Source organism: Myroides sp. LJL119 (assembly GCF_054871605.1).
The window spans coordinates 1-3,072 of sequence record NZ_JBTXLO010000012.1; the positions used below are offsets into that span (position 1 = coordinate 1).

2 protein-coding genes and 1 pseudogene are annotated in these 3,072 nt (G+C 36.1%); all 3 read left to right on the forward strand.

The features are described 5' to 3' along the window. Window positions 1–644, forward strand: a pseudogene (locus ACYSNV_RS11535) (hypothetical protein); the annotation flags it as partial. Between the two features lies 1 nt (window position 645). Beyond that, a complete protein-coding gene (locus ACYSNV_RS11540) occupies window positions 646–2,187 on the forward strand; it encodes a CshA/CshB family fibrillar adhesin-related protein (protein WP_461762704.1) in 1,542 nt (513 codons plus the stop codon). 23 nt (window positions 2,188–2,210) lie between these two features. Beyond that, the coding region (locus ACYSNV_RS11545; RefSeq protein ID WP_461762705.1) for a gliding motility-associated C-terminal domain-containing protein at window positions 2,211–3,072 on the forward strand (862 nt) is incomplete at its 3' end.

The window sequence follows — 3,072 nt, forward strand, 5'->3', positions numbered from 1 at the left end:
TTTCAACAATCTGGGAAAACCAACAAGCTCCTTTAAACGCAGGACAGGGACTTATCGAGAATAAAAAAACAGGTTCTATCGATGTAGATTACCCTGTTGTAAGAGAAGAACTAGCAAAAGGAAACGTAAGCTCTAAAAGTATAACGGTTCAAGGAGGAGATTTAGCAACTTTTTCAGATGTTGCTTTAGAGATAACTCCTGGTGAAGTTGGGCAAGTTTTAACTACAAAACCAGGTAAAAATCCGCAAGATCCAAACATTGTAGAATGGGAAAACGCTAAGGCAACCATGCCTAAGTTTTTCTATATGCCATCTATTGTACTACCAGTGGTAAAAGATCAAATCAATATTGACAATAATCCTAATGTATCTTATGATGAAGCAAATAAATTGTTTACCGTGAATTTATACGAAAACTATAAAGCGCAGTTCACTAAACCAATAGTTTCTTCTGTAGCAGTAGATCCAAAAATACCTGTTTTAGAATCTAACGAGTTACATTACCATATTACTTGGTATGATAAAACAGTTTATACAGATGTAAAGGTTAATGCTCAAGGGGTTTTAACATATAAAATTACCGACACTCCTGAGGTAACTGTAGGGTCTTTTATGAATATTGTTTTTGAGGTAATAAATAATTAATATGAAAGTAATTTTATATACAGTTGTAAGTACACTTTGTTTTTTGGGACAAAGTGTATTTGCACAAGAAATACCAACTGCCGGTACGCAGAGCTTAATACCCGAATCAGCTTTTGTAACTGCTGCATTTGCAACTGGTGGTCAGAGTGAATACTTAGATACTGTTTTATGGTTAACCTGGGGGGCTAAAAGCTCGGCGGATAAATATGGAAAAGATGATCAAAGAATAGCTAATGGTGCCTCTTCTTACGCTAGAATTGATTTAGGTGATAATAAGCTTTTAGAGATTTCTGCAACAATTTCAGATATTGAGTATTATAATGGTAGTAACTGGGTAAAAGTAAACGACGGTTCAAGATTAAAATCTTATAGACCTGGTAACTACCATGGAGATTTTTTAGATAAGCTTTATAATATTGGTGGTGTTAATGCAAAAAATCAGTTAATTAATGGTCTTTCAGTTATCAATGACGGCAATGAAGTGAGATTTAAGGTGACTTGTAAAGCGGTTTTAGATGGTAAACCTATTCGCTTATCCGGTATGGTATTAGGAGATGCAGAATCTATGGCAAGCAATGAAAACGCAGATGCTTCAGCTTATGGACAGTGGACTATTGTAGATATTAAACAGAATCTTGGAAACTCGAATGAATATTTGGTTAAAAAAACCAATTTAAAAAATGGCAAACAAAAGTTAGATTTTCTAAAAGGAAACGACTCTAGTACTGGAGCTGTTGGTTTTATGACATTCTCAGAACAAGCCTATGATGAGGATAATGGTTTTCAAGTAACTTTTGATGCTAGATTAAAAGGAGGTGGAAAACAAGCTATAGCCTTGGGACTTATTCCTCCAGCTTTAGATGGTGGAGATGCCCCGGAGTCTTATGGAGCAGCTTGGCATTTATTAGAAGGTTTTATGCCAGGAGATGATGGAATACAGGCAGTTAATGAAGACGAACCTGAAAAGAGGGTGAATATTAATACTAAAGGGTATACCCCAGGTGGACTTGTTGCCCAATCAAGCGGTTATTTAGGTTCAACCCCGCCAGATTCTGATTCTAGTGTTAACTATAGTAGATTTGCTGATGCAGATGATAAGGAAGGCGTTGCAGGATTAGATGAAGAAGATGCTTGGCCTTTAGAATACCGTATTACTGATCGTAAGTTTTATCGTGAGAACCAAACGTTTTCAGCTAAGATTACTTATGTGGCTAAGAAGGATGGGATGTATATTGCAGGTTGGATTGATTTAAATGATAATGGAGTTTTTGATCAGGAAGAAAGAGTTGTAGTGCCAGCTCCAAGAACAGGAGATGAATCTGGTAGCGTAGAGCTGAGCTGGAATATACCAAGTCAACGTACGCCTGTGGGAACATTTGTAAGGTTGCGTATGGCAGATAACCAAGCAGATATTCAGACCCCTATTGGTATTGCAAAAGGAGGAGAAGTAGAGGATCATCGTATTTATGTAATTTCTCCAACTATTACAAATCCAATGCTACCAAGTAAAAGGGATAATAAGGCGCCTTCTACAGGTAATTAATTTAAACCATTAATTAAAACAAAATGCAATTATCAAAAATAATTATAACCAAAGGGCTTTTGTGCTTTGCAATTTCTGGCACGATTGCTCAAAATAGTGCGCCTGCGCAAAAGATGGTTAACCAAGGAGTGATTTCTGTAGCTGATGGTGGTTTAATGTCTACTATTTATCCTTTCGATAATACTTCGACAGGCAACGTAACTCAAGACGGTACAGTATATTTTTATCATGACTTTAATAATGATAATCTTTATTCACATACTTCAAATGCAAACAACTCAACTGCTATCTTTACTCCATATGAACAAAGAGTGGGAACTCAGGTAATCTCAGGAGTGAGTATTTCTGAGTTTAATCATGTGGTTTTAAATAATTCTATGCCAGTTATGGCATTTGATTTAAAAAACGCAATGGATGTAAATGGTTCAGTTGATTTTCAAGATGGAATTATTCAAGTAGATTCTTTAATAGGATCTTTAACGTTTCACCAAGGAGCAATCGGTATAAACCCAAGTGATAAATCTCACGCAGAGGGGACGGTTGAGAAAATCGGTAAAGAATCTTTCCAATATCCAAAAGGAGACAAGGGTCTTTATCGCTATGCTCGTATTAGCGCTCCGGAATCTGTAAAGGATGCCTACCAAGGTACTTATATTTTACATGACAAGGCTTTTTTCGCGGCTCGACCTCATAAAGCTGGTGTTATCAACCTATTAGATACCAATGAATACTGGTTAATAGAAAAAGGTGGAAATAATACCAAAGAAGATATTTTACTTACTTTGAGTTGGGATGAAAGAACCACTTTACAGGATTTATTAAAAGATCCAGAGAAGGAATTACATATTGTTCGTTTTGATGCAAAACAGAATTTATGGGTTTCCG

Coding starts and splice junctions, on each gene's coding strand:
- ACYSNV_RS11540 (WP_461762704.1), top strand. CDS start 646: ATGAAAGTAATTTTATATACAGTTGTAAGTACACTTTGTTTTTTGGGA.